The sequence below is a fragment of the Vibrio sp. G-C-1 genome (assembly GCF_021728015.1).
Taxonomy (GTDB): domain Bacteria; phylum Pseudomonadota; class Gammaproteobacteria; order Enterobacterales; family Vibrionaceae; genus Vibrio; species Vibrio splendidus.
On record NZ_JAKKCR010000004.1, the window covers coordinates 298,799 to 325,749 of the forward strand.

At 43.0% G+C, this 26,951-nt stretch carries 20 protein-coding genes and 1 pseudogene; 14 read left to right on the forward strand and 7 right to left on the reverse strand.

Going from position 1 to position 26,951, the window contains the following annotated elements; all coding sequences use genetic code 11:
• Positions 1-122 precede the first annotated feature (122 nt).
• Together L3V36_RS08590 and L3V36_RS08595 are read left to right on the forward strand one after the other, a co-directional pair.
• Positions 123-326 carry a hypothetical protein gene (locus L3V36_RS08590; protein WP_133151843.1) on the forward strand — a complete coding sequence of 68 codons (204 nt, stop codon included), beginning with the start codon at positions 123-125 and terminating at the stop codon, positions 324-326.
• A gap of 62 nt (positions 327-388) precedes the next feature.
• Positions 389-1,255: a hypothetical protein gene (locus L3V36_RS08595; protein WP_133151842.1), complete on the forward strand. Its 867-nt coding sequence runs from the start codon at positions 389-391 to the stop codon at positions 1,253-1,255.
• 27 nt (positions 1,256-1,282) lie between these two features.
• Here the strand turns inward: L3V36_RS08595 and L3V36_RS08600 are convergent, their stop codons facing one another.
• From L3V36_RS08600 to L3V36_RS08610, 3 genes and pseudogenes are all read right to left on the reverse strand, one after another.
• Complete coding sequence (locus L3V36_RS08600; RefSeq protein WP_208775428.1) at positions 1,283-3,154, reverse strand: AAA family ATPase; 1,872 nt, start codon at positions 3,152-3,154, stop codon at positions 1,283-1,285.
• Position 3,155: 1 nt separating this feature from the next.
• Positions 3,156-4,385 (reverse strand): DUF3644 domain-containing protein, encoded by a 1,230-nt coding sequence (locus tag L3V36_RS08605; RefSeq protein ID WP_237296651.1) that lies wholly within the window; start codon positions 4,383-4,385, stop codon positions 3,156-3,158.
• 97 nt (positions 4,386-4,482) lie between these two features.
• Positions 4,483-4,965, reverse strand: a pseudogene (locus tag L3V36_RS08610) (S24 family peptidase); the annotation flags it as partial.
• A gap of 556 nt (positions 4,966-5,521) precedes the next feature.
• On the opposite strand from L3V36_RS08610, the gene L3V36_RS08615 reads away from it, so the two are divergent.
• The 3 genes from L3V36_RS08615 to L3V36_RS08625 all read left to right on the forward strand — a co-directional run bounded on the left by L3V36_RS08615 (position 5,522) and on the right by L3V36_RS08625 (position 8,849).
• Positions 5,522-6,061 (forward strand): YaeQ family protein, encoded by a 540-nt coding sequence (locus L3V36_RS08615; RefSeq protein ID WP_004731545.1) that lies wholly within the window; start codon positions 5,522-5,524, stop codon positions 6,059-6,061.
• Positions 6,054-6,635 carry a hypothetical protein gene (locus L3V36_RS08620; RefSeq protein ID WP_208775423.1) on the forward strand — a complete coding sequence of 194 codons (582 nt, stop codon included), beginning with the start codon at positions 6,054-6,056 and terminating at the stop codon, positions 6,633-6,635. The genes L3V36_RS08615 and L3V36_RS08620 overlap by 8 nt, the downstream gene beginning before the upstream one ends.
• A 741-nt stretch (positions 6,636-7,376) precedes the next feature.
• The gene (locus tag L3V36_RS08625; protein ID WP_208775422.1) at positions 7,377-8,849 is read left to right on the forward strand and encodes a C69 family dipeptidase; all 1,473 of its coding nucleotides are present in this window, start codon (positions 7,377-7,379) and stop codon (positions 8,847-8,849) included.
• Between the two features lie 65 nt (positions 8,850-8,914).
• Here the strand turns inward: L3V36_RS08625 and folE are convergent, their stop codons facing one another.
• Positions 8,915-9,568 (reverse strand): GTP cyclohydrolase I FolE, encoded by a 654-nt coding sequence (gene folE / locus L3V36_RS08630; RefSeq protein ID WP_004731548.1) that lies wholly within the window; start codon positions 9,566-9,568, stop codon positions 8,915-8,917.
• Positions 9,569-9,784: 216 nt separating this feature from the next.
• Between folE and moeA the strand changes: the two genes are divergently transcribed.
• The 7 genes from moeA (at position 9,785) to L3V36_RS08665 (ending at position 19,018) form a co-directional block, all read left to right on the forward strand.
• On the forward strand, positions 9,785-11,020 hold the full coding sequence (gene moeA / locus L3V36_RS08635) for a molybdopterin molybdotransferase MoeA (RefSeq protein ID WP_208775420.1): 1,236 nt from the start codon (positions 9,785-9,787) through the stop codon (positions 11,018-11,020).
• A 12-nt stretch (positions 11,021-11,032) separates the two neighbouring features.
• Positions 11,033-11,782, forward strand: coding sequence for a molybdopterin-synthase adenylyltransferase MoeB (moeB, locus tag L3V36_RS08640; RefSeq protein WP_029405930.1), 750 nt, complete (start codon positions 11,033-11,035; stop codon positions 11,780-11,782).
• 255 nt (positions 11,783-12,037) lie between these two features.
• A complete protein-coding gene (locus tag L3V36_RS08645; protein ID WP_065681729.1) occupies positions 12,038-14,173 on the forward strand; it encodes an LruC domain-containing protein in 2,136 nt (711 codons plus the stop codon).
• Between the two features lie 11 nt (positions 14,174-14,184).
• Positions 14,185-14,802, forward strand: coding sequence for a hypothetical protein (locus L3V36_RS08650; RefSeq protein ID WP_017086406.1), 618 nt, complete (start codon positions 14,185-14,187; stop codon positions 14,800-14,802).
• Positions 14,803-15,025: 223 nt separating this feature from the next.
• Positions 15,026-15,340 carry a hypothetical protein gene (locus tag L3V36_RS08655; RefSeq protein WP_004731558.1) on the forward strand — a complete coding sequence of 105 codons (315 nt, stop codon included), beginning with the start codon at positions 15,026-15,028 and terminating at the stop codon, positions 15,338-15,340.
• Positions 15,341-15,480: 140 nt separating this feature from the next.
• On the forward strand, positions 15,481-16,329 hold the full coding sequence (locus L3V36_RS08660; RefSeq protein ID WP_061025367.1) for a sulfurtransferase: 849 nt from the start codon (positions 15,481-15,483) through the stop codon (positions 16,327-16,329).
• A gap of 394 nt (positions 16,330-16,723) precedes the next feature.
• Positions 16,724-19,018, forward strand: a complete 2,295-nt coding sequence (locus tag L3V36_RS08665; RefSeq protein ID WP_208775418.1) for an EAL domain-containing protein — start codon at positions 16,724-16,726, stop codon at positions 19,016-19,018.
• Positions 19,019-19,108: 90 nt separating this feature from the next.
• On the opposite strand, the gene L3V36_RS08670 is transcribed toward L3V36_RS08665, so the two are convergent.
• A complete protein-coding gene (locus tag L3V36_RS08670) occupies positions 19,109-20,479 on the reverse strand; it encodes a glycoside hydrolase family 18 protein (RefSeq protein ID WP_208775416.1) in 1,371 nt (456 codons plus the stop codon).
• Between the two features lie 172 nt (positions 20,480-20,651).
• Positions 20,652-21,656 carry a sugar-binding transcriptional regulator gene (locus L3V36_RS08675; RefSeq protein ID WP_017082016.1) on the reverse strand — a complete coding sequence of 335 codons (1,005 nt, stop codon included), beginning with the start codon at positions 21,654-21,656 and terminating at the stop codon, positions 20,652-20,654.
• A gap of 459 nt (positions 21,657-22,115) precedes the next feature.
• Here L3V36_RS08675 and tal point away from each other — a divergent pair, with 459 nt between their 5' ends.
• Together tal and tkt are read left to right on the forward strand one after the other, a co-directional pair.
• Complete coding sequence (tal, locus tag L3V36_RS08680; RefSeq protein ID WP_108092258.1) at positions 22,116-23,066, forward strand: transaldolase; 951 nt, start codon at positions 22,116-22,118, stop codon at positions 23,064-23,066.
• A 90-nt stretch (positions 23,067-23,156) separates the two neighbouring features.
• Positions 23,157-25,148: a transketolase gene (gene tkt, locus L3V36_RS08685; RefSeq protein ID WP_004731573.1), complete on the forward strand. Its 1,992-nt coding sequence runs from the start codon at positions 23,157-23,159 to the stop codon at positions 25,146-25,148.
• Between the two features lie 176 nt (positions 25,149-25,324).
• Here tkt and L3V36_RS08690 read toward each other — a convergent pair whose 3' ends face one another.
• Complete coding sequence (locus L3V36_RS08690; RefSeq protein WP_208775415.1) at positions 25,325-26,887, reverse strand: PAS domain-containing methyl-accepting chemotaxis protein; 1,563 nt, start codon at positions 26,885-26,887, stop codon at positions 25,325-25,327.
• Between the last annotated feature and the right edge of the window lie 64 nt (positions 26,888-26,951).

The window sequence follows — 26,951 nt, forward strand, 5'->3', positions numbered from 1 at the left end:
GATGATTCCAGAAGAAGTTAGTTAATCTGCTTTAGATTGCTATGATGTCCGACTTATCATATACTTTGTTCATATTAAGAACTCTAAAGACTAGTCATACATCACCTTCATAAGGGGGTTATATGAAATGGTTTGGAAGCAATCTAATGGGTAAATTCATTCGTAAGTTACTAGGTATTGAAGAGCTAGCTTCAGATACCGCTCAATATGAAATCACGCCAGATATGGCTAATCCTGATACAGTGAAGATGAACATTACATCTTTTCGTAACAGCGAAGCAGTACAAGCAGAGCTAAAAGCCGCTCAACAGCTATATCGTTCTTAACTCACATAATCTCAAAGAAAAGAGGTGCTATATGCATCTCTTTTTTTGTTTAAGTATTTTTTATGCCTCGTCCTACATCTTTACTACTAATTCTAGCTGTTTGCCTATTGGGTTACTGGCTTTTAAGCAACCATCCAAAACAAAGATACCCACTTCGTAGAGGAGCCGGTTACCATACATTTTTTGCTTCTGGAGGAATGGGGTTACTGTTATTTGTCCTAGCGACATTTGTCTATATTGTTTCAGACTGTGTCCTGACCGCATTAGGACACTACTTCTCCCTAGGAGATATTGTCCTTAATAGTGTTTTTCAAAGTAATCCGTCTTTGACATCTATCGTCCTTTTTGATGTCGTAGCCATTTGTGGTCCGTTAACCTTCATCATAATCAGAATAGCTACAGGTAACTCAGAAAAAAGAAAACAATATTTCTTAAAAGCTTTTTCTGAGGATAGCGAGAGTACTGAGTTTACAAAGCTGTTCTTCCATTCTTATCAAAAAGGAGAACCCATCCTTTTTACTATGAGTGACCACAAAATTTACATTGGATTTCCAACAGAGATCCATGCTGAGTCTTTTAACGATATCAAAGTATTACCGATATATAGTGGGTATAGAACTCCTAAAAAAAGAAAGCTCAAACTAGTAACTCCGTATAAAGATGTAATCGAAGAGTTTGTAAAGAAAGATGGGAATGGTGCTCGGAACTTTGAAAAGAAGCTAACCAGTGATCATGAGACATATATGATTTACTTACCGATACGAGAAATCCTTTACGCCCACCCTTATAGTTTTGAAACAGCTAGGAAAGCAGAAGAAGCTGAAAAAGAGCTTAAAAGCAACTCATACTCTGGTAAAAGGGTGATTAAAGATAAGTCTAAATCATTAAAATGGAAGAAAAAACTAGCTGAGTATCTATTAAAAAAATAGGAGCCAAACGGCTCCTTTTTCATCTAACTAATTACTACTTTCTACGTGACACCAAAGTTTGTCACACAGCTCGGTAAGGTCATCCGTTAACATCCATTCTTCAGGGTGGCCATTCATATAACGCACAGCTTCTTTACAGAAAGTAACTTTGTCACGAATTGTGCCCGTGTTGCTTTTCCTTACCTCTTCAAAAAAACTTTTTTCAAGCCCTTCTGGCTTCTCGACACATTGCTCCAAATAACGACCAATACCAACTTTTTTCTTTGCGTAGCTTCTTTGAGTGAATGAATCAAAGTTAAGAGAGCACCCTTTTTTTTGGTTCATCACATTTAACCGCAGCTCTGCAGTTTTCTTTATCACTTCTAAAGGGATATAGTTTTCAATTTCTTTCAACTCTAATTGATAGAACTGCTCTCCCAAATGGTCTGTCAAATTCTCTGTTCGGTCACCTTTCCAGTCAATATCTCCATCGGCTAACAAGAAAATTTTGTTATTTAATAAGTAAGCACTTGTTGTTTCATCGCCAGATTCATCATGATTAAAAGCCCAATGCGTAATATTAGAACCTTGGTATTCGACAAATACAAAATGTAGATTTTCATGATAGCTCTTTAAGCGTGCAACCCTCTCAGAATTATTTCCTTTATCTTCTAACTCTTTAAGAAACTTGTTCATATAAGCGCGAAGATAGAGCTTGTCAGTCACACCTTCAATCCAAATAGAGCAGTTGGCAAGTAAAACAGATGAAGCTCGCACACCTAACTCATCAAGCAAATCTGTTAGTTCAGCTGAACTTCGAGTCAGGGTTTTCCCTTCATGCTGAGACACTTGATGGGTAGCTACATCGTTCCGCTCTAAAGCCAGATCCAAAAAGTGGTTGGAATGAGTAGTCATAAAAAACATGTGATGTGGCAAGTCAGCCAATGCTTCAATCAAGGTCCGTTGCATGCCTGCATGCAAATACTTTTCAGGCTCTTCTATGAAAAAAACCGTTGGCTGCTCTGCCATGAATACTTTATATGTAAGAATTATGATCGCTTGGATGCCATCACCAAGGTCATAAATAGGATACTCGTCCTTAACTCCCTCTTTAAACCAAACTACGTTATCGTCAATTCTTGGAGTTAAAGAAATATCAGCGCCATAAAAAAATTTTTCACTTAAAAACCCCTCAAAATGCCTTACCTTCTCACGTTGCTTATGCGTACCCAATAAACGCCGCTTTAAGTCTTTGGCTATATCATGACCAGTGAATATATCTTCTTGCTTTATACCACCGTTTTTAAAGTAGTCGGCTACGGTTCTCTTATGATAAAGGTCATCATCAGAAATATGACGAAGGGTTCTCAACGTAGGAATGTAAACAGAGTCTGCAAAATTAATTTTAAATTCATTAGTAATAAAGCTAAGTTCTGGTTTCGACAGTTTATCGATCACAATATGTTTATATATACTGTCAGCCGTGACACTATCACCTTGAATCATATGATTTAGATTAAGCTGTGCTTCAATTGCTCTCGCTACTTTAGCGATCCCTACAGAAGGACAGGCCGCCTTAACTCTGGCAATACTCTCCTTCAACTCAATAGAATTATTAGAATATTGCAATCTCATATCACGAACAGCAGCGTCATCTAGATTGTCTACTACCGTTCTTACTGGTAAAAGTTCAGTGTCTATATCCCAACTTAAAACATCATGTGATAATATGTATCGTAATGCACGGCTTTTACCTGAGTTATTAGCTCCAACTAAGAAGTTAAATTTTTTAACATTAGATAAATCCCAATCACCAGAACCTGATTGAAATTCAAAGTTTTCATTATTTTCAGATTTGAAATTAATTCGGTCAATTACGTCTGAGATATCTGCTTTATATTCTTCGATTGATTTAATCATTCTATGCTCTACTTTTCGACTTCTTACTGCGGTTTTTCTTATAACTATCGCTTGCTGACTCTAGCCAACCATCTTGTTCAAGGTTTTTTAAGAACCAATTAATAAAAGTATGCGAGTATCTATGACGATTATCCAATTGATAATGAAAGTCCCCATAACTACCCGATTGAATTTTATGCTTTGTGATAACAGCTAAAAATGACCAACGCGTGATATTATATTTTGCCTGCCTAGAATTGATTTCACCTCTTGCAGATTCAAGATGGAAAGGATGCGTCATTGCTGCATCTTTTGTTTGATGGACAATAATTGTGTCTTTCCCGCCAGGGCCATTTGATAAAGATAAATCTGCGTCAGACTGTTTCTTTGTCAAAGCCAACTTATAGTCCACTGAAATCGCAAATACATCGGAGTTGTGCTCATTTGTTAGCTCAGTAAACTTACCGAGAAATTCTTTAACTTGATTTGCTGTTAACTCGCCGTAGTGCTCTTTAATCACCGCGACTTCCGGTTCGCTACCATCGACGATAAGGCTAAGTAAACCAACACTCTGCCCTTCAAGGGGGCTATTGCCCATAATATCTTTATAACGTTTTTGATAGTTCAACACCGTTGCTTGAAACAAGAGAGATAATTTAGGCTGAAGCTCTGGGATTAATAAATGGATAGCCTGGTCTCGTAAATCAATCATTACCTCTAAGTTCTTTATGAGGTCACTATTTGATAACACGCAGCGACTCAAAGCTTTTCTGACAGGAATACTAAAATTCCCATCTTCAAAAATGCTAGACGTTCCATCAACTTTAACTAACTCCGCTTTCAACATAAGTTCCCATGCATTGACCATCATGATCGTGAAAGCTTCAACTCGATTACCAAGTGTTGGTCGGTTATACATTTCTAAGGCCAAAGTAAATGCTTCATGGCTTCGTTTCATCAACTGGCCGAATAGCACTTCGTCTGGAGATTTAATTTTTGCATTGACGCTTTGAGATAAAAGGTTCAGAAATTCGTCATTGGAAAGCTTATTCAACCCATCACATTTCCAAAGTGAACGGGTAACTTGTGTTAAACAACGCCCTTTCAACTTTTCATTGAAATACTTGTTAATAGTTCCCGCTTGGTACTCACTACCGCTCGCTACATCTCCGGTAGTAAATTCTTTTCCACTAGCGCCTAACTGACGAAGTTTTTCGAGCAACTTAAGTTGCTTCTCTTTTCTATTAGCCAAGACCATTCTCCTGAACCACCTTAGTTATAACCACATTAAAATTAAGAGTATCAATAAGACATACAAAAAAGGCGACCCTGAGGTCGCCTTCGTTTTTCTAAATCACCGCCTTCATGACGGTGGTAATAACTTTCCCGATTACCGCGAACTCGTCGAGTTTCTCCTCATTCACGATAAACGAATCATATTCTTCTTTGTTGTCTGAGATGACGTTATAGCCCTCGGCCATGATGTCGTACTTCAGGCGCTTTATGTAAACATGCTTACCAATGCGAACAACATAGACACCATGCTTTACTGGGTGATCGAGTTCTCGCGTATCGACTAATACTTCATCGCCGTCACTCAAAGTATCTTCCATTGAGTCACCGTGGCAAATGATGATACGAGCATCTTCTTCTGTCAGGCCGAAACGTCTTAACCATAAGCAAGGCAGGAATTCGGTTCTAAGTTGGTATTCGGTATCGTTTTGAGCACCAAACCCACAAGACGCATAAACGTTGTACACAGGTACAGCGCACATATCGCCTATTTGAGAAGTGGCTTTCACAGACTTAACATTCGAAATCTCTGTGACATTGCCATCGGTGATGTGATGAGATTTACTTAACCAATTGTTTCTCATGGTTTTATCATTCCAACAGAAAATGGACTTTGCAATAGCCTCTCTCCACAAACTCACAACCCAGTCTCCATAAAGAGACTAAAGAGCACATTAAAGCGTATTACCCTAGTAACGAAGTCATCGCATAACAAACTATAGCCGCAGTTTAAGGTCGGTATTGTATATGACTACCTGCGATAAACTGCAAACCGCTAAGAACTATAACACGCCATTACGGTGGTGGATATGATGCTAAGCCTTTGAATATTAGACATGTGTTAGACGCTGCGTTTAATTTTCAATATTTTAGCTCTCTAAGCAATATTTGAGAATTAAGCTCACTGCAATCACAGCCAGAATAAATGCCGCTAAAGTCACACTGAGCACTGTTTCGATTCGTAAAGAAACAGAAGCGAACAGAGTGGTAAACATCTTTCTAAAAATAGCCAGCCTCTGCTGGCTATTTTTTTACCCGCTATTCAGAGATTTAAGGTAACATCCCCCCACTATTTCTATCTAAGACACCCTATCAATGGCTCTCAAACCAACAATCTATAAGTTTCGTATTTCTTTAACCGATATGAATCGCGACTATTACGACTCTTTTAATCTAACGGTTGCTCAACACCCTTCTGAAACAGAACAACGCATGATGGCTCGTATCATTGCTTTCTGTATCAATGCATCTCCTGAACTTGAGTTCACTAAAGGGTTGTCTAGCATTGAAGAACCCGATTTATGGCAGAAGTCGTTAGATGACCAAATCTTAGAGTGGATTGATGTTGGTGAACCCGATCCAGAACGCGTTAAGAAGGCGACTCGCTTATCTAAGTCTGTGAGCGTGTTCAGCTTCAACACTAAGTCGAACGTTTGGTGGGAGCAGAACAAAGGTAAATTTGGTTACCTGAAAGCTCAGATCGTTCGTCTAGACAACGATGGTATTGAGCAGCTAGCAGCGATGACACAACGTACTATGGACCTTTCAGTAATGCTGTCGGGTAACTCTGCGTTCGTAAACAGCGACACGCAATCTGCAGAAGTAACGTGGGAAGAGCTACAGAGTAATGACTGAGATCCAAACTCAGACTGAACCTCAGCGCCAAACTAAGCTCGAAGCGTGTTTGCAGCTCGCAGGTCTCGATTCAGTCAAAGCGCTGACGACTGGCTATGAAAAAGAGTTAAAGTCATTTATTGATGAAAACCATGCTCTGTTTAGACACGCTTGCGAGAACAAGCCGGACAACTCTGCACGTCAGACGTTGCTCGGCCTGTTAACCAAGGTACATATCGATGCAAGCTATCGCTTTGAAAGCAATAAAGAAGCGAATGAGGCAATGCAAAATGTATTCGATACTACAGTGGGCACTGAGCACAGCGACAAGTTTCAAAACTCTAACGCTCAGCAGTTACAGTTAATCACTCATTTGTGGTTGTTCGTTCAGGGACGACTAGGAATGGATTACAGCCTTGCTAATGATCACGCAGCAGTAGCCGCTTCGTTGCTATCTCGCGTATCAAGAAACACCGATGATGAGATTCGCGTAGAGTTCATGGCAAGTTTTTATGATGGTTTGAACCTCTATCAAGCTGAGAATAAGCCGTCCGGTTTTGTTCATTACTTTAAACGTTTGTTTAATCTTACTTAAGCATTCCACCAGCTGCTGTACCCAAATTTGCGCTTTATAGATTCTGTAGAGCGCATCTAATTTCCGGTCCAACCAACCCACATCGAAAATGCAGATTCCCTATTACGCTCGTTCCTCACTTTAGGGAATGACGAAAGTAACTAAGTCACTCATTCTGCAAGATCATCAGTGTTTGCTTCTAATAGGCTGGCGTAGAATACACTCTGAACCCCCACCCTCGTATTTTACTCACTCGCCGTCATCCTCGAGAAGGAGGAACGACTGAGTTGAGGATCTCATACCAAGTCAGAAACTACACAGACAAACAGATTCCCTATTACACTCGTTCCTCGCTTTAGAGAATGACGACATTCGCAGTCATTACAGTTTACTTCATTGCAGGCACAAAAAAGCCCCCACAAGATACCGCGCTTCAGCATTGTTGTTTATCCGATTGCAATCCAAAAACCATACGTTAGAAACGAACAAAGTCTTGTTGTGATAATGATACTACTCATAACACGACGAATTAAAGCTACGTATATGGCAAGGTTACTTTACAATTATAACTTATCAATTTATTCAAAAAGTGCATATTTTTCAGATAATTATTCTCAAATGGAAATATCAGTTATGTGACGAGCAGAAGCATTTTCTCTTATGATGATAAGTACACTGATTTTTATAAAATGATAATAAAAAACCTGCAAATACAACTAACGTTAACTTTAAATTATCTTGTTTTATAAGCGGAGAATTAAAATGAAAATATGGTCTGTATCCTTTCTTGCAACTGCAGTAGCTGTCGCTCTAAGCAGTAATGCGATAGCTTGTACTGGGCTTATTGTTGGTAAAGGAGCCTCGAACGACGGTAGCATTATGATTGCTCGTAATGAAGATTTTAGCATTAACAACTGGAACAAATACCTAAAGTATCGACCTGCGCAAGATAACCAAGAAGGTGACTGGCAGTTAGGTAACGGGTTAATTGTTCCGATGCCAAAGCACTTCTTTGCTTACTCTGCGATACCAGACTGGGATGCGGATACCGTTAATCGCGACGGAAAATTCTATGAAGAACGTGGGATTAATGAACACAACGTTGCCATTTCAGCAACAACCAGCGCAGAAATAAACGACAAAGTCGCAAAGGTAGATCCTTTAATCGACAATGGCGTAATTGAAGCCATTATACCTACGTTAATCCTTCCTCAAGCAGAAAACGCAAAACAAGCCGTAGAGTTACTCGGTCATTACATCGAAACCTATGGTGCTGGTGAAGGAAACAGTCTCTATATTGCAGACACCAATGAGGCGTGGTTATTTGAAATTGGTTCAGGTCACCATTGGATTGCTGTAAAAGTGCCTGATGACAGTTACGCCATGATTGCAAATGGCTTGCGTGTACATGGTGTGAACTTGGCAAACAAAGAGGTACTGCATTCAAAAGACATATTCGAGTTTGTAGAACAACACAAACTGCTTGATAACGCAGATGAAAAATCTTTCAATTTTGCAAAAGCATTCGGAGTTATTGGTGATGAGTATAATATCGATCGTGAATGGTTAGGCCAAAAAATACTGACACCTTCGCTGCCTCAACAAAGTCGCATGACGCAATACCCTTTATTTATGAAACCTGATACAAAAATCTCAGTTGAAAATGTGGCAGAGGTACTTAGCGCGACTTATAAAGACACGGTTTTGGAAGGAAAATCGAAACGACCAATTAGAGTTGAGCGTCAACTAGAGTCGCATATTATTCAGCTTCGCCCTGAGATGCCAGAAGAGCTTCAAGGTATTATTTGGCAAAGCTTCGGCGTGTTACCAGAATCTGTTTTAGTACCGTTATACTCAACCCTACAAGATTACCCAAAAGCGTACCAAGTAGGCGATGATAACTACAGTGATGACTCTGCTTATTGGCAGTTCCGTAGTTTAACCGCCCTCGCTTCTACAAACCCAGATAAGTATTTACCAGTACTAAAAGCAACTTGGGACAAAGAAGAAACTCAACTATACAAGCAGGTCGCACACTTAGATAAAACGTTAACAGACATGTATAAAGTAGATAAACAAGCGGCTCTGAACATGGCTGCAGACTACTCATACGGACAGCTTAAGCGTACCTTAGATATGGCAACTGAGCTTAGATACAAAATGATTACAGATTTGACTAAAAGCACAGAGAAGAAATACTCAGAGGAAGAGTTTAAGAAAATAGTAAATCTGTAGGCTTATGAAGCAACCAATAAAAACGGAGCATAATGCTCCGTTTTTTTATCTGAATAGGTTTAGTTCTAACGCAGGCCGTGTAAGAACTCATGGCGCGTTGCTGGGTTTGATCTAAAAATCCCCCCCAGAGCTGTTGTTGTCGTTTCACTGGTTGCGTCCATCACACCACGCGATTTCACGCAGTAGTGAACAGCATCCATGGTGACAGCAACATCATCCGTTTCTAGTAGCGTTTGTAATGCAACAAGAATTTGCTGCGTCATGCGCTCTTGAACTTGAGGACGCTGAGCAAAGAAACGAACGATTCGGTTGATCTTCGAAAGACCAATGATCTTACCTTGCGGAATGTAAGCCACTGCAGTTTTACCATCAATGGTGACTAAGTGGTGCTCGCATGTACTGGTTACGGTAATGTCTTTTACACGAACCATTTCACGAACACCCATCTTGTTTTCGATCACGGTGATTTTAGGGAAATTGGCGTAATCCAAACCAGAGAAAATCTCATCCACATACATTTTTGCAATACGTTGCGGTGTTTCTTCCAGACTGTCATCTGCAAGATCAAGTTCAAGGAGAGTGAGAATCTCACGCATATGGTGTTCGATTCGTTCCTTTTTCTCTTCTCGGCTAACCTGATTAGGACGCATTGGTGTCTCTAATCCGCGGCTTGCTAGCGCATCTTTAACCAACTTCGCTGATTCGCTAAGACCTGACATTGAACTTCCTCTTTTAATACCCCTTCTGGATGGCAAACAAGGATACTCGGAATTTTGAATAAATACACCCATATTTTAAGGGAGGTCATTATTTACGGGGCTTAAACTATGCTAAAGTGGCTGCAATTTCGTTGGCAAACAACCGTGATTTGATAATTATTGAGCCACCATTGCCAACCACTAAATCAAAATAATAACGACCAAAGGATTTCAATTATGGGCTGTTGCGACGCTCCGGGCTTGATGCCAATTGAAGAAGCACTAGATAAGCTGCTATCGCCAATTAAACCTATTCAAACGACCTTATCATTGCCATTAGCAGAAGCATTGGGTTACGTACTTGCTGAAGATATTCTATCCCCTATTTTCGTCCCTCCTTTTGATAACTCAGCAATGGACGGCTATGCATTGCGCTTAGCAGACTTAGAGAACGATAAAGTTCTTCCATTAGCAGGCAAGTCTTTTGCAGGCCAACCGTTCGAAGGTGAATGGCCAGCAAACACCTGTATTCGCATTATGACAGGCGCCAAGATCCCGGAAGGTTGTGACGCCGTAATCATGCAAGAAAATACGGCCGTAACTGAGGCTGGTATTGAGATTCAACAAGACGACATCAAGCCGAACAATAACATTCGCCCTACTGGTGATGATATCAAGCAAGGCGATATCGTACTTAGCCGTGGTGAGCGTTTAACACCTCGTGACATCCCAATGATTGCTTCGTTAGGTGTGAGCCACGTGACAGTGTTACATAAACCTAAAGTCGCTTTCTTCTCTACTGGCGATGAGCTAAAGCCATTAGGTCAACCGCTTGAAGACGGTCAGATCTACGACAGTAACCGTTACGGTATTAAACCATTAATCGAAGCATTTGGTTGTGAAGCTATCGACTTGGGTATCATCCCAGATTGCCCTGCAACGCTTAAAGAAACGTTCGAGAAAGCACAGCAAATAGCAGACGTGGTTGTGACTTCTGGTGGCGTGAGTGTTGGTGAGGCGGATTACACCAAAGATATTTTGGAAGAGATCGGCCAAATCGGATTCTGGAAACTGGCAATCAAACCGGGCAAACCGTTCGCATTCGGTGAATTAGATAACGCATGGTTCTGTGGCTTACCGGGTAACCCAGTGTCGGCAATGATGACCATGTATGTTTTGGTTCAGCCTATGCTGGCTAAACTGGCTGGCCACACCGCATGGACAGCACCAGAGTCGATCCCTGCTATTACCAAATCTGCATTCAAAAAAGGCCCAGGCCGTACTGATTACCAACGTGGTATCTACTCGATTGAAAACGGTCAGTTTGTAGTAGAAACAACAGGTAACCAAAGTTCAGGCGCTTTCCGCTCAATGAGCTTAGCAAACTGTTTTGTGGTACTAGAGCGTGAACGTGGCCGTGTTGAAGTCGGTGAAACGGTTCAGATTCAACTGTTTAACTCGACGCTTTACTAACGAGGCTTGATGATGGAAATACTGTCTGATGCTGAAATGCTTCGCTACAACCGTCAAATCATTCTTAAACAGTTTGACTTTGAAGGCCAAGAGGCTCTGAAACAGAGCTCAATCTTGGTACTGGGTGCCGGCGGCTTGGGTTGTGCCTCTGCGCAATACCTTGCGACGGCGGGTATTGGTAAGCTGACACTGATCGACGATGATATTGTCGAGCTTTCAAATTTACAGCGACAAGTACTTCACACCGATGCTGATATTGGTAAGAAGAAGGTCGATTCTGCCGCTGAATCGTTACAGATACTGAACCCTCACCTGACGATTGAAACTGTTGACCACAGGCTTGATGACCAAGCACTTGGCAAGTTGATTGGAGCACATTCACTTGTTCTTGATGCCAGTGACAACGTTGAAACGCGCAATCAACTCAACCGCTTGTGTTACGCCTCTAAAACGCCACTCGTATCAGGTGCAGCGATTCGCATGGAAGGTCAGATTAGTGTGTTCACTTATCAAGACGCAGATGCACCGTGCTACCAGTGTTTAAGCGCTCTATTCGGCAACGCTGCTCTAAGCTGTGTGGAAGCTGGTGTGATGGCGCCTGTTGTTGGCATGGTGGGCGCAGCTCAAGCTTTGGAAGCTATCAAGGTTATTGCTAAGTTTGGACAACCAAAGCAAGGCAAGCTTTTAATTCTCGATGCCATGTCGCATAGCTGGCGTGAAATGAATTTAATGAAGATGCCTAATTGTTCGGTGTGTGGATAAGCTAAGTCCTATCCCCTCTTATCGAAAACCTAAGCCTTGACTAAAAGTCAGGGCTTTTTTAGAGCTCAACATCAGCTTCTCAAATCGCTTTATCAATTTGAAAGACTCTATGAGAGATTAATTTCATTTGAGTTCTCATTTTGAGAATATAATAAAAACCCCAGCACCCAAAAATATAAACAATAAAAATCAACAACTTAAAATTGGCACGTAACTTGTAAAAGTATCTAGACCTTCCATCACAAGGATGTAGATATGAGAATTACAACGTTAAGTTTGCTAATAAGTGCGCCTCTAGTCGCCAACGCAGCGCCATTCGATACCTGCCCTAGTCAGGCATACCTCTTTCAGTCGAAACCCGTTGAGGTTTGGGGTGTAAACCTAGTAACAGGTTCAACCACTCTGTTAGAAGACGATACGGGTATGAATGCCAATATCAATGGTGTTGGTTTCGACTTTCAAGACAGATATATTTATGGCTATGACACCACCAACAAACGCTTGGTGCGCTTAGGCCAAGACTTCCAAGCGGAGGTCATCAATACCAGTGGATTGCCCACCGATCACACCTTCTATGTAGGTGACGTATATGATCACGTTTACTACTTATACCGTACAGGAAAAGGGCTATTCACCGTTGACCTATCGCCTTTAGATACCGACCCAAACGCGACTGTTACGGTTAACAAAATTGTAGGCAGCCCGGCAACTGTAAAATTGACTGATTTCGCCTTTCATCCAAGTGATGGCTCTTTATATGGTATCGATAATAACTCTGGTGGCTTATACAGCTTCAACCCTACAACTGGTGCCGAAACCTACATCGGAGACACCGGCGAGTTAGGTACGTTCGGTGCTGGCTATTTTGATGTCAACGGCTACTACTACGTATCTCGAAACCAAGACGGTAAAATTTACCGTATCAATCTGTCTCCAGACAACGCGACCAATATCGCTGCTGGGATTGTTCCGGCGGTTGAATTTGTATCGAATGGTCCAGCTTCTGGTCAAAATGATGGCGCTCGTTGTGCGAACGCGCCTGTTGTAGATGAAGATTCAAACATCGACTTCGGTGACGCGCCAGATAGCTACCTGACTCTTCTCGCAAGTAATGGCCCTCGACATGAACTTGATGGCATCACATGGTTAGGTACAACACCTCCAGATGCGGATTTGGATGGTTATGTCACACCACAATCAGACGAAACCGTTGGAGTGGACGATGAATGGGCCAACGGTGGTATCGGTTTTGTAACCGCACTTGAAGCCGGGTTTGATTCAAAAGTAGTAATTGAAGCTTCAACAACTGGTTACCTTTCAGCTTGGATAGACTGGAACCAAGATGGCAGCTTCGATGGTGCTAACGAACAAGTATTTACCGACTACCAACTGGATGCGGGTGAAAACGATCTGTTCCTTAATGTTGATATCAACGCATTGACCGGTACTACATGGGCTAGATTTAGATTCAGCCAACAAACCAACCTGAGCTACTTTGGCGGTTCAACCTCTGGTGAGGTGGTCGATATTCAAGTCGATGTCCTTAACGATGGTGCCACCGCTCGTTACTTCCCAAGTGCTTCTGGCTACGCAACGCTCGCGTACGAAGATAACTGGCCATATAAAGCAGATTACGACATGAACGATGCTGTTCTTATGTATCGCATTACCGAGATCCTTAAAGATGGAAAGGTCGTTAAATCCACCATCGACGGACGCTTAGCTGCTGTCGGGGCATCGTACAGAAATGGTTTTGCTGTTCGACTTCCTAACCTAGACCCGAGCTTGGTGAGTAGTGGTAGCTCTTACATGAAACACAACGGTGTATTCACTGACCTTGACCTAGAAGATGGACGTAGCGAAGCAATCTTTGTTATCGCCAATGACCTGACAGAAAAAATCAGCACTGGCTGTACCTTCTACCGCACCAGTAATGGATGTAAAGAGGATGAGCAGTTCTCATTCCAAATTGGTATTACTTTAGCCGGTGACGGTGTAAGTACTGGCAGCTGGACCGATATGCCTTACGACCCGTTCATCTTCGCAACGCCTGGTTATTATCACGGTGAAAACCTACCTCTACATCCAGGACGCAGCTGGGAGGTTCATTTGCCGGACCAAGCTCCAACAGAAGCATTTGATACCACGAACCTCTTTGAAGCTGGATTAGGCGTCGATGACAGTAATCCATCAACAGGTAAATACTTTAAAACAGCAGAAAACCACCCTTGGGCTCTCATAGTAACTTCGGATGACGAATGGGAGTGGCCTCTAGAGTACGTCGATATTGTTACCGCTTACCCAGAGTTTAAAGAATTCGCAGAATCCGGCGGTGAAACGAACCAAACATGGTACCAATCACCTGCAGACAACCAACGTTACGAACCATAAGGAGAGACGTTATGACTATTCACACTAAACAATATCGAGACAATCATTGCGTTGATTCAAGCCGCAATCTCTCTGAGGAAGAACGTATGTCTGTACAAAGCACTTGGAACATGAAGAAGTCACTAGCCGTTATTTTAGCTACAGCTCCATTGGTATTAGCCGGTTGTGGGGGCGGTGGTGGTGGCGGCGGAAGTGCATCTACTCCATCGCCATCGACACCCTCGACACCTGCAACCCCGTCGACTCCGGTAACAGCAACACCATCGCCGTCTCCCGTGACAGGTGCGGTAGCAGCGCAAAGCTATACGATGAGTGATTTAGTGGTACCTGACGGCTTTGACTACAGCTCTGTTGACCAGTTTGATCTCGACATCGACATCAGCAGCATTTCGACAGACCGTTCTTTTGTGACCGTTTATAGCCGATTTAGTACAAGAGATGACTCAACCTTGAAGCCGGATTACTCCAGTAAAGTCATTGCAGGTCCATTAGATAATGGTGTGTTCGCCTCCAACTTTGCAGCACCGGTAAACCATGAAGCACTCTTGATAGAGATTTGGTTCTACGATGGTCAACCTCCATTACAACAAGTGGTTTCCAGCGGCGATTCTCAGATTGTCTGGCAGTAAGTCGTTAACAACAGGTAAGTCGTTTAACAGCAGCTAACTTGTCGTCAGCGAGGTCTATGACGAAACAGATTCAAAATTGATTCTTGTAGGTAGAAAGTGAGCAGAAATGCTCACTTTTTTGTTTTCGCCGAAGTGCGGTTAATTCAGATTTCTTAGCCAGTAACATTCACTTTACCGCCAATCTCACTTATATTTTCAATATAACCTTCAAAGACTTACTCTCATGAAACAGTTAAAAATAGGTCTATTTATATTGATGTGCGGTGTGGGGGTGCTATTGGCCCTCTCCTATTTCCCGCTAACATCTGAGACGGGACAACGCATTCAAGCCAAAGTAATTTCGAACACGCTCACTCAGTCCTTAGATGGGCACAGGCGTTATCTTACGGTTCAGACAAAAGATAATGACGTATTTCGCGTCTCTATTACTCCAACCACAGACTGCCCTATTGATTCTGTGGTCGCGCTTGATACATTAAACAATCAAATAACCGGACAAAGCAGTTATCAGTTCATCCACTGTCGAGCCGCACAGTAGCTATCGATACAACAACGGTATTCGTAAAAGCAACAGTAATCTCTCTAACAACAAGAATCGCTCTAACACTGTATTCGCTAAAACAGTAGTAATGCATAACAACAATAATCGCTAAAACAACAAGAATGGATATAACAATAATGAATCAGCCACTCATCTCACCACAACAACTTCAACAACGTTTGCTAGCAGAAGACAATATCATCCTCCTCGACGCCAGTATCGAGTTTCAAATTCCAAGCGAGTCAGAGAAGATCAAAGGACAAATGATTCCTGGGGCTATTCGTTTTGACTACGACAAAGATTTTTGTAACAAGCACACTCTGCTTCCTCACATGTTCCCGACCGAAAAACACTTCAACACACGTGCACAAGAAATTGGCATCAATCAAGACAGCACGATTGTGGTTTACGATAACGCCGGAACCTTCGCTTCGCCCCGTGCGTGGTGGATGTTTATGGCAATGGGACACAACAACGTATACATCTTAGATGGTGGTTTACCTGCGTGGATCGAAGCTGGTTACGCGACAGAGACTGACTATCGAACCGAAGTGAAAACGGGCAACTTTGAAGGCCATATTCAAGACAACTATTTTGTCAGTGCTCAGCAGATTGAAAGTTACTCAACTGATAAGAGCGCAAACATTGTAGACGCGCGTTCTCAAGCTCGCTTCGATTCAGAAGTTCCTGAACCACGTGAAGGCTTACGTAGTGGCCACATCCCAAACTCAGTTTGCTTACCTTTCGCTCAAGTATTAAATGATGGCAAATTAAGAACTCAACAAGAGTTAATTGAGATATTTTCCACCATAGAGATCGCCCCTTCTCAACCTATGTTCTTTAGCTGTGGCTCTGGAGTAACAGCCTGCATCATATTATTGGCCGCTAAACTCGCTGGCTATACAGGTGAAATGGGCGTTTACGATGGCTCATGGACTGAGTGGGGCGCTAACGAGAAGCTACCTATCGCCGTAACTGAAAAGTAATTCAACTTCACTTAGTGCTACTGTTAACCATACTGCTAGAACATACGACGTGCGCATAACAAGCTTATTCACAGTGAGAATAAAACCTCATGGAGTAAGCTTTTTACTCTGTAGCTAACGGCTACCTCCGCTTGAAGCCAGAGCTCGATTAGCGTTACTGCTATAAACGACGACCGTTTGCTAACTATAAACTGTGATTGACCATGGGTTATTCGTTATCAAAATTCTGAATACTAATATTTCGCTCAAGAATCTCTGCTCGTAGTCGTTACACTATTTAATCATTAATACTTTCATTATTGATATTTGTATCCTTCGTTGCATGAATCACGCTGACAATCCACTAGTTTGTCACTTGCTCTCTGTTTAAGTAGTAATTAACAAAAGGCATCTCATGGCTCTATTTAAGAAAAATATCTGGTCGCTGTATGTTCTGATCGTACTGCTTACCCTGATACTTTTCGCTGTGTTGGGCGTAAGCAAGTGGCAAGCAAACAGAGATGACTTCACGGAGCAACAGCACATTCAGGTAGAACTTTTTTCTAGCTCTGTTAGCTCGCTGATGACCAGCCAAGAAGCACTACTTGAAGTTGTAGGGCACCAGTTAGCCCAACAATCTGATTTTACTCGCACGGCTTCTATCCAGATTCGACCAATATTAGATAAGCTACTTGATACTCACCCCGCGATAGCCGCATTTGGGTTACTTAATCCTGAAGGTGATTACCTTTCAATTAGCTCAAACCTACAGCTGTCCGATCAGCATAATTTGCTTAACGACTCATACACCAGAGATTCATTTCTCGAGGCCATGTCTAGCGAAAAAATGGTGTTGGGACGTACCTATTTCCAAGACTCACTTAACAGCCTAGTAATTCCTCTAAGAAAGTCGATTTCAATCGATGGCAAGCATGTCGATGCGGTCATGACTGCGGGTTTGCGTTTGGACAGTACGATCGTATTTGAAAGCAACGCACACACAGGTAGCTACAACACGTTAACTTTGCTTAGAACAGACAACTATCGTCAGTTCTTTTCTAGCGACATCGAATCTCTTGACGCCTATTTGGAACCTGTTGCTAACGACCTGATGAAGCGCATTACCAAAAACTTTTTAGAACAAGTGAATGTCAGCGTCAAAGAAGCAAAAACCGGTAAAGACACGTACTCTTTCAGTATCAGTGACGACACATACCACTCGCTCGTTAGCGCTAAATACATTCCAGACTACAAGCTTTGGGTGGTCGGCCGTACGGATCTATCGCACGTCGATGGCATATTCGTAAAAGAGTTTGGCATTCTTTTTGTTGCCTTTATTTTTCTTCAATTTGGTTTCTACTTTTTAGTAAAATCGATTGCCAAAAACGAACAACGTACCCGAAGCCAACTCATCTACCAAGCGAATCATGACCCGTTAACCTCTCTACCTAACCGTTTATACATGCGTAGAAACATTAGTAAATGGATTGAAGATGAGTCAGAGCCGTTCTCACTATTGTTTATCGATATCGATAACTTCAAGTGCGTCAACGATACCCACGGACACGACTTCGGTGACAAGGTGCTCAAGCAAATCGCTTTACGTTTGATGAGATTCCGCTCTCGAGTCAGCCTATTGGTGCGCGAATCCAGTGATGAGTTTTTATTCTTAACGCCTTTATCGAATGAAGTTGAAATTAAGCGACTCGCCAAGCGAATTATTGAAGTGCTGTCTCAACCTTATGAAGTCGAAAGCGCGCAGTTCTTGTTAGGTTGTAGCATCGGCGTAGCGCGTTTTCCTGAACACGGAAAAGATTTAGATAGCCTGTTACGCTCTGCCGACATTTCGATGTACAAAGCGAAGCAGCAGCAAAACTCGTACAGTATTTTTACAACGGAGATGCAAGACGCCCACCTCTACAAAATGAAAGTAGAACAAAGGCTACGTATCGCAATCGAGAAACAAACTCTGTTCATGGTCTTCCAACCACTGGTCCGTGCTAATGAAAGTATTCACGGTGTAGAAGCACTCGTTCGCTGGATTGACGACGAGCTGGGTTTCGTTCCACCAGATGTCTTTATACCTGTGGCTGAAAACACTGGCTTAATGCAAAAGATCGGCACTTTTATTATTGAGTCCAGCATTATGCAGATTGCCCATTTGCACCGAACAACGGAACAAAAGATCGGGCTTTCGATCAACATATCTGTTCGACAGTTTTCTCACCGATCTTTCTCTGAGCATTTATTTACAACTCTGGAGAAGTATCAGCTCTCTGCAAGTTGTCTAACATTAGAGATTACCGAAAGCTTGTTTATTGAAGACGTAGACATAGTGAAGCCTATTTTCGAAGCCTTACACGAAAAGAATATTAAAATATCTTTAGATGACTTCGGTACGGGCTATTCATCACTAAGCATGTTGAAAGCACTCCCTATCGATGAACTAAAAATCGATAAGAGCTTTATTGAGAACATTGCTGTCGATCAGCAGTCACTCACCATGGTGCAAAACATCATCGCAATCGGTAAGAACTTCGGCATGGTGGTATTGGCAGAAGGCGTAGAATCGAATGAGCACTTCGCAATTCTAAAGGCATGTGGATGTGACTTAATGCAAGGCTACTACTTCTCTCGCCCTATTCCTTATGATGAGCTGGCTACTCACCTAAACCAACAGGTGACCGAGTACGCGGAATGTTCTATTTAAAAACGTGAGTAAATAGACGAGCAAGATAAGGTAGGTGGATAAATACCTACCTTATATTTGGGGTGTCTTTTGATGGGTTATTTATTCATTTCACTCTTTATTCATTTCATTATGCATAACATCGATCAACTGCCCGGAAGGGTCTCCTGATAATTCCCAAGTGAAAATACCACCTAGGTCAGACTTCTTCGCCCATTCTGCTTTTGCTTTAATGGAACGCTGATCTTCAAAAGATATGAATACTTTTTTATCTGGGTTCCACAAATAAGGTGCTTGAGCTTGTTCATCGTACTTGTACTCATAACCTTGTTTGCTGCTGTAGTTATTCATAAGATCCCAGAACATGAAGTAACCATTTTCACCAGTACCAAACTGCGCTCCTTGTTCAGAAACTAGATCACCTTTAGGCAGCTCTCCAGCAAAGTCTTTTGTCCCTTGCCAGCCTCGGCCATAGAATGCTGCTCCGATCACGAGCTTCTCACTAGGAATACCTTGCTCAATCATTTGATTAATGAAGACATCAGCTCCCATTCCCCACCAACTGCGCTCTGTGGCATGTAAGTTGGTTGTGTGACCAGTCTGAGTTCCCCAACCTCCGAGGAAGTCATACGTCATCGCAAACATGTTCGTCAAATATGGGCTAGCTGCGTTCCAATCAATTTGGGCTGCCTTAGCACCCACACCAACAGCCGTTGAAAGCTCGTAATCTCTTTGAGTCGTCTTTGATAGAGCGTCCAAGTCACTTCTAATTGTTTTTACTAAAAGTGTAAAAGCTTCACGCTCTAGCGCTTTTTGCTCATCCGTTAGTTTAGTCTCTGGGTTCCAAGGCGAAGTGGTTAAGCCGCCGCCTCCTGGGTATTCCCAATCAAGATCAATACCATCAAAGAAGTCATATTTTTGGATCAACTCAACAGCCGTTTTTGAAAAGTGCGCAATGGCTTTAGGGTCTTTCGCCATCGCATGGAAAGGTTCAGACATTGTCCACCCTCCAAATGAGGGCAAGATTTTGATATTTTTATTGTCGGCCTTCAGTTGAGCTAACTGGGCAAAGTGACCTTTATAGGCGACATCAACATTCACATCTCCGAAATCGACTTCTAACGCAGCTTCTTTATCCACAATGATCGCGGTATATGGTTCTTTGTCCGTACATTGCTGCTTAATTTGTTTTTGGACAGGCTCACCAGCACCGCTATGAGGACCACACATGCTTAAGAAGGCGTAAATAATATGTGAGAGCTTGTCTGCCGGTATGTCGTCAACGGTATAAGGGTTGTCTTTATTCAGATATTGCCAATCTGCAAAATACCCAGCGACGACTTTATCATCAGCATGTGCAGTAGGCGTGAGTATACAAGCAGCGGCTATTAAGCTAAGCGCACTGATAGAATTAAATTTAAAGATAGAACTTGATTGGTCACTGTTACTAGAAATGGCTTGTGTGATAAATGACAGTTTCATAATTATCTCCTTTAGTGTGGCTTAACATTAAAGAGTGATAATTCTTTCAACCGCTGAACAAATTCACTATTCGAGTCATATCTAATAGTTATCCCCTTTATTGCACTGGTTTCATTAGGGGGAATGACCATCATTGATCAAATAGTGAATTCAACGAAGCATGAGTATCTTACTATTTACTGCCGTTTGGTTTATTCACGCTAAGTTGTTCATCTAAGTTAAGTACTGTCAAAGCATTGCTTACACTAGTCGCAATCACATCAACTACGCCAGTTCTTAACGCACCTAATAAAGCTAATGGCTTACTGTTCTCGGCAGCGATGGCGATTACATCAGCGATAGGACGGAACTCTTCCAAGGCCAGACCAATCACACGGTCACTCATTACTGTATTTGCAGCTTTACCGTGAACGTCGAAAAAGTCATAGCCAGCAAAGTCACCGACGACACCTTGTAGTAAACGAGACTGTACTACCTCACCCGCGGTAAACCAGCCTAGGTCGACCATATAGCTGTTTTCACTCATATCACCGATACCCACTAATGCGACATCCGCTTTACGAGCTAGATCGAGTGTTTGCTTAACAGTACTGTTTTCCATGAACGCGGATTTTTGTGCTTTGTTTTCAGCATAAGCAGGCGCGTACAAGGTTTCAGAAGATCCGCCGTACTTTTTCGCTAGTTGTCTGCATATATGGTCGGCGTTAAACATACCGCCTCTTGGGTGAATGCCGCCGATACCACATACGAATTTACAATCACGTGGGGTAATTACGCCAGTATGGTGAGCAACAGACGATACGTTTCGACCTTGTCCTACTGTCACCACCATGCCGTTTTTCAGTGTACTGGTAAGATAGTTAGACACCAAACCAGCTACCTGTAACCGCTGCTTCTCTTCATTCGGTTGGTCTAATGCTACCAGCGCACGCTTAACACCAAACCTTTCGATGAGACGTTGTTCAATTTTGGCACTGAAGACAGGGTGATATTTCACGGTAATCTCTACAATCCCTTCGTCTCGGGCTTGTTTGAGCATTCGACCAACCTTTGCACGAGAGATAGAGAACTTTTTAGAGATCTCTTCTTGTGTAGCGCCATCTTGATAGTAAGCAACGGCGACTTCAGTGAGGAGATCAGTGTTTTCTTCGGAAACATCTTGGATATTCTTACTCATATACCACTCAACCAATATTTAACAATTATTTTACCTGCTGTACTTCCTAATATAGGAGAGCTCAGTAAGTGATGCACAAGCTTACACCCTGAACATATGTAACAACAAGGAACATTTGCTCAGCATCATAACCATAGTTTCATTGTTGATTAATTCACCTCACTTTGTCTGTTAAACGTTTGCTTGCATACCCCATGATTACTAGAGCGAAATATATTTGACTGAAGTCACCATACGGCACTATTTACCGTTGACTTTGGGGCTAGATCGGATAAATATGGCTACATCATTTACTCATCGAGCGAACAAATGTTCTGTGCAAATGTTCGTTCGGAGAAAAATTTAAATTAATGTAAGTTAGGCTCACTGGTACAACCATGAGGAACTTCATTAGTTCGCTTGCAAATGCCCACACCTCTCCCATTAAAGGGGTGTTCTGCGATACATAGGATGATCAAAATGAGCAATAAATTAGAGCAACTTCGTAAACTAACAACTGTTGTAGCTGACACTGGCGATATCGAAGCTATCAGCAAGTACACTCCGGAAGATGCAACAACTAACCCTTCTCTAATTCTTAAAGCCGCTCAAATTTCTGAGTACGCACCTCTAATCGATGCTTCTATCGAATACGCTAAAGCGCAAAGCGCTGATAAAGCACAACAAGTTCAAGACACTTGTGACATGCTTAACGTGAACATCGGTAAAGAAATCCTTAACGTTGTACCTGGCCGTATCTCTACTGAAGTAGATGCTCGTCTTTCTTACGACATGGAAGGCAGCGTTGCTAAAGCTCGTCAACTTATCAAAATGTACAACGATGCTGGCATCACTAACGACCGCATCCTTATCAAGTTGGCTTCTACTTGGGAAGGCATCCGTGCTGCTGAAATCCTAGAGAAAGAAGGCATCAACTGTAACCTAACGCTTCTATTCTCTTTCGCTCAAGCTCGTGCTTGTGCTGAAGCGGGTGTATTCCTAATCTCTCCTTTCGTTGGTCGCATCATGGACTGGTACAAAGCGAAAGAAGGTCGCGATTTCGAAGCTTCAGAAGATCCAGGCGTAATCTCTGTTTCAGAGATCTACAACTACTACAAAGAGCACGGCTACAAGACTGTTGTGATGGGTGCAAGCTTCCGTAATATCGGCGAGATCCTTGAACTTGCTGGCTGTGACCGTCTAACTATCGCTCCTCAACTTCTAGCTGACCTAGAAGCAGCTGAAGGCGAAGTAGTAGAGAAGCTAATCGACTCTAACGGTACTAAAGAGCGTCCTGCTGCAATGACTCACGCTGAGTTCCTATGGGATCACAACCAAGACCCAATGGCTGTAGAGAAGCTAGCTGAAGGCATCCGCAACTTCGCCGTAGACCAAGGCAAACTAGAAGACATGATCGCAGCTAAGCTGTAATCACTACCGAATAAATAAGAGGAACGAATTTCGTTCCTCTTTTACATCTATCCACGAATTTTTAATTTCGAATCAATTTTGGAAGCAATTATGAACCGCAAACATCTAGCTAACGCGATCCGTGCTCTAAGCATGGACGGCGTACAACAAGCAAACTCTGGTCACCCTGGCGCACCTATGGGCATGGCTGACATCGCTGAAGTACTTTGGCGCTCTCACCTAAACCACAACCCGTCAAACCCAGAGTGGGCTGACCGCGACCGTTTTATCCTGTCTAACGGCCACGGCTCTATGCTGATTTACTCTCTGCTTCATCTAGCAGGTTACGAGCTTTCAATTGAAGACCTTAAGAACTTCCGTCAACTGCACTCTAAGACTCCAGGTCACCCAGAGTACGGCTACGCACCAGGTATCGAAACAACGACGGGTCCTCTAGGTCAAGGCATCACCAACGCTGTTGGTATGGCGATGGCTGAAAAAGCTCTTGCGGCACAGTTCAACAAAGAAGGCCACGACATCGTAGACCACTACACTTATGCATTCATGGGTGATGGCTGTCTGATGGAAGGTATCTCTCACGAAGCATGTTCTCTAGCAGGTACGCTAGGTCTTGGTAAGCTGGTTGCTTTCTGGGATGACAACGGCATCTCTATCGATGGCGAAGTGGAAGGTTGGTTCTCTGACGATACTCCTAAGCGTTTTGAAGCTTACGGCTGGCACGTAATCCCAGCAGTTGATGGTCACGATGCTGACGCTATCAACGCGGCTATCGAAGCAGCTAAAGCGGATCCTCGTCCGACTCTAATCTGTACTAAAACTGTAATCGGCTTTGGTTCTCCAAACAAAGCAGGTACGCACGACTGTCACGGTGCACCATTAGGCGCTGATGAAATCGCAGCAACTCGTAAGCAACTAGGTTGGGAGCACGGTCCTTTTGAAATTCCGTCGGAAGTTTACTCAGAGTGGGATGCGAAAGAAGCAGGCGCAGCTAAGGAAGCAGCGTGGAACGAGAAACTTGCAGCTTATGAAGCAGCATACCCTGAGCTGGCAGCTGAATTCAAACGCCGCGTAAACGGTGATCTTCCTGCTGAATGGGAAGAGAAAGCATCGGCAATCATCGCTGATCTTCAAGCTAACCCAGCAAACATCGCATCACGTAAAGCATCTCAAAATGCACTAGAAGCGTTCGGTGCTATGCTACCTGAATTCATGGGCGGTTCTGCTGACCTTGCGCCTTCTAACCTGACTATGTGGTCTGGTTCTAAGTCTCTTGAAGCAAATGACTTCTCTGGTAACTACATCCACTACGGTGTACGTGAATTCGGTATGACGGCTATCATGAACGGTATCGCTCTGCACGGTGGTTTCGTACCATACGGCGCAACGTTCCTAATGTTCATGGAATACGCTCGTAACGCTATGCGTATGGCTGCTCTGATGAAAACTCAGAACATCCAAGTTTACACGCACGATTCTATCGGCCTCGGCGAAGATGGTCCTACTCACCAACCAGTTGAGCAGATCGCTTCTCTACGTCTGACTCCAAACATGAGCACATGGCGTCCATGTGACCAAGTTGAGTCTGCTGTTGCTTGGAAACTGGCAATCGAGCGTAAAGATGGTCCTTCTGCACTTATCTTCTCTCGTCAAAACCTTGCACAACAAGATCGTGACGCTGAGCAAGTAGCAAACATCGCTAAGGGTGGTTACATCCTGAAAGATTGTGCAGGCAAGCCAGAGCTAATCATCATTGCAACGGGTTCTGAAGTTGAGCTAGCGGTTAGCGCTGCTGCTGAACTAACAGCTGAAGGTAAAGCGGTACGCGTAGTATCTATGCCTGCAACTGATGCATTCGACAAGCAAGACGCTGAATACCGTGAGTCTGTACTTCCGTCAGACGTTACAGCACGTATCGCAGTAGAAGCTGGTATCGCTGACTTCTGGTACAAGTACGTTGGCTTCGGTGGCAAGATCATCGGTATGACAACGTTCGGCGAGTCTGCACCAGCAGGCGAGCTATTCAAGATGTTTGGTTTCACTACTGAAAACGTAGTAAACACAGCGAAAGAGATTCTTGCTTAGTCTGCTAATCCGTTAGCTGATTTCTAAGCACATAATAGAAAGCCCTACTCTTTTGAGTAGGGCTTTTTTGTATCTGTTGCCTGTTAATCTGTTCTTTTGGCTCACAAAAAAGCCCTGCTAGCTTCGCAAGGCTCTTTCTTGTTTCTTAATTTCTCATTCGGGTTTGAATTTGGCAGCTACTTCTCTTCGAAGCGCTTCGCCAAGTGATAGAACTCATTCACTTGCTCTTTTAGCTCAGTGGAGTGGTCTTTCACGGAATGCGTTGCCACTAAATTTTGCTCTGCAGTAGACGCGATAGACTGCATATGCAGGTTTACATCACTCGATAGCTGACGCTGTTTATGCGCGGAGCTTTCAACCGACTGCATCAAATCGTTCATCGATTGCATTAATGTTTCGACTTCAGACAAGCGCTCAGCACTCACCTTCGCAACATCACCACACGCGTCCGTTTGCTCTCGGTTCGCCAGAATATCTTTTTGCCACCCTTCAATCGTCGTTAGCATGGTATCGATGCTATCTTTGATCTGAACCGTCGCCTTTGAGGTTCGACCCGACAACGCACGGACTTCGTCTGCAACGACAGCAAAGCCTCGTCCTTGCTCGCCCGCTCTAGCCGCTTCAATTGCTGCGTTTAGTGCCAACAAGTTGGTTTGTTCGGCGATTCCACCAATCTCTTCCATTATCTTGCTTACGCTCTGCGCTTGATCGCTCAGTTGGTAAGTCGTTTGAGTCGCCTTTTCGGCCTGAGAAGCTAAGCTTTCTAAATTTCGATGGGTTTGATTAATGCTCTCTTTAGCACCAGCACAGGTTTGCAAAGTTACATCAACAATCTGGTGCGCTTCTTCTGTACGAGAAGAGACCTCATTCGCGGTGACTTCAACCTCTTCAGTCGCCTCTCGCACTTGAAGAATGTCTTTTGTTTGTTGATCTAAAGCTTCAGATACTTCAAATGACGTGGCATTCAGGTTGTCCGCCAAATCCTGTAGTGGCTTGGCTGAGTCTGTCATGCGACCTAGTACCGTGCGGATTCGTGCAGACAATAGTTTTAAGTGAAAATCGGCAACAGAGAACTGACTATTACCTGAATAGACAAGGCGACTGACACTATCGAATTTAGATTGCAGCTTTTTTAACTGCAATGGAGTATCAATCAGCTCTTGTCGGAAAAGCAATGCTAATGCGGAAACAGGAAGTAAGCTCAACAACCACTGCGATACTTGCCCTACTTCGATTAGGTTTGAAATCAAAGGGGCTGCTAAAGAACCGAGTAACACTGCGTAACGAACACTGTCACTGATCTGCAACGACCATTGACGACCCGACTTCTCAGCCTTCAATAAGCTTTGGTAAGCCTTATCCGCGACTTGTACCCATTCGTTTTTAGGCTTAACACGAACCGATTGGTAGCCACTCACTTTCCCGCCATCATAAATAGGGGTAACGTAAGCATCAACCCAGTAGTAACCACCAGATTGGGTTTTATTTTTTACGATACCGCGCCACGCTTTACCCTGCCTTAGGTTAACCCACATATCGGAAAAAGCCGCTTTCGGCATATCATTATGCCTCACGATATTGTGGTGTTGCCCTAGCAATTCTTGTTGGCTGTATTCTGCGATGCGACAAAAAGCATCATTACTGTAAGTAATCACACCTTTAAGGTCGGTAGTCGAGACAAGTTGTTCGTTTTCGCTTAGAAGCGTTTCACGAGATTGAGAAGATGAACTGACAGTCATTTATATTAACTTTTGTTAATTATTGTTTTAGGCGAGGAATATATACAATTATTAAAGTTATGAC